Source organism: Pontimicrobium sp. MEBiC01747, assembly GCF_053601635.1.
Window position 1 is genome coordinate 1 of the sequence record NZ_JBSHNS010000562.1, and the last position, 852, is coordinate 852.

An 852-nucleotide genomic window follows, 5' to 3' on the forward strand; every position below is an offset into this window, starting at 1 on the left:
TCTATTATTAGCAAGTACCACTTTAAAAAGTTACTCTGTAGAGCAAGCAGTAAAAACCTAGGAAGCATAAGTGTAATATTAAAAAACAATTTCAAGCTAGAAGGTACCATACGACGAGATTATAAAACCACGAAAGGAGAAATTGTAGACCTTAATTATTACGGACGTATTTTCGATTAATACTAAAAATAAAACTTTAGCTTACTACAGAAGTATTAAAATCCTTAATAGAACTTGGTAACTCAAAAACCTCTAAATCAAAGTAAGAAACAGCCGCTAAGATATGATCGAAAATATCGGCCATAATGTACTCATAATTAGCCCAACGTTTATCGCTACTAAAAGCATAAATTTCTAAAGGAATACCTTGAGAAGTAGGAGGTAATTGTCTTACCATAATCATCATATCCTTATTAATGCCAGAGTGCTCATTAATATAGCTATCTATGTATTTTCTAAAAACACCAATATTCGTTAGGTTTCTACCATTTATTAATGTCGTTTTATCTATGTTGTTTAAAGTATTGTAGTCGTTTATTTTGTTTTGTTGACTGTTTAAATACTCTGCAATTAACGATATTTTTCTTAGAGATTTTATAGCTTCTGGCGTTAAGTATTTTATACTACTTTGTTTTATAATTATAGCACGTTTAATACGTCTACCATCAGAATTGGTCATACCTCGCCAATTTTTAAAAGAATCTGAAATTAAAGCGTAAGTTGGAATTGTTGTAATGGTTTTGTCAAAATTCTGAACCTTTACAGTTGCTAAATTAATTTCTGTAACATCACCATCGGCACCATATTTTTCAAAAGTAATCCAGTCGCCAATTCTTACCATATCGTTTATAG

General features: G+C 30.3%; 1 protein-coding gene and 1 pseudogene. One reads left to right on the forward strand and one right to left on the reverse strand.

Annotation, left to right across the window (positions count from 1 at the left end; genetic code table 11):
• Positions 1-180: pseudogene (locus ACVC2P_RS18825) on the forward strand (GNAT family N-acetyltransferase); the annotation flags it as partial.
• A gap of 16 nt (positions 181-196) precedes the next feature.
• Here the strand turns inward: ACVC2P_RS18825 and ACVC2P_RS18830 are convergent.
• On the reverse strand, positions 197-852 hold a 656-nt coding region (locus ACVC2P_RS18830), incomplete at its 5' end, for a mechanosensitive ion channel domain-containing protein (protein WP_452599994.1).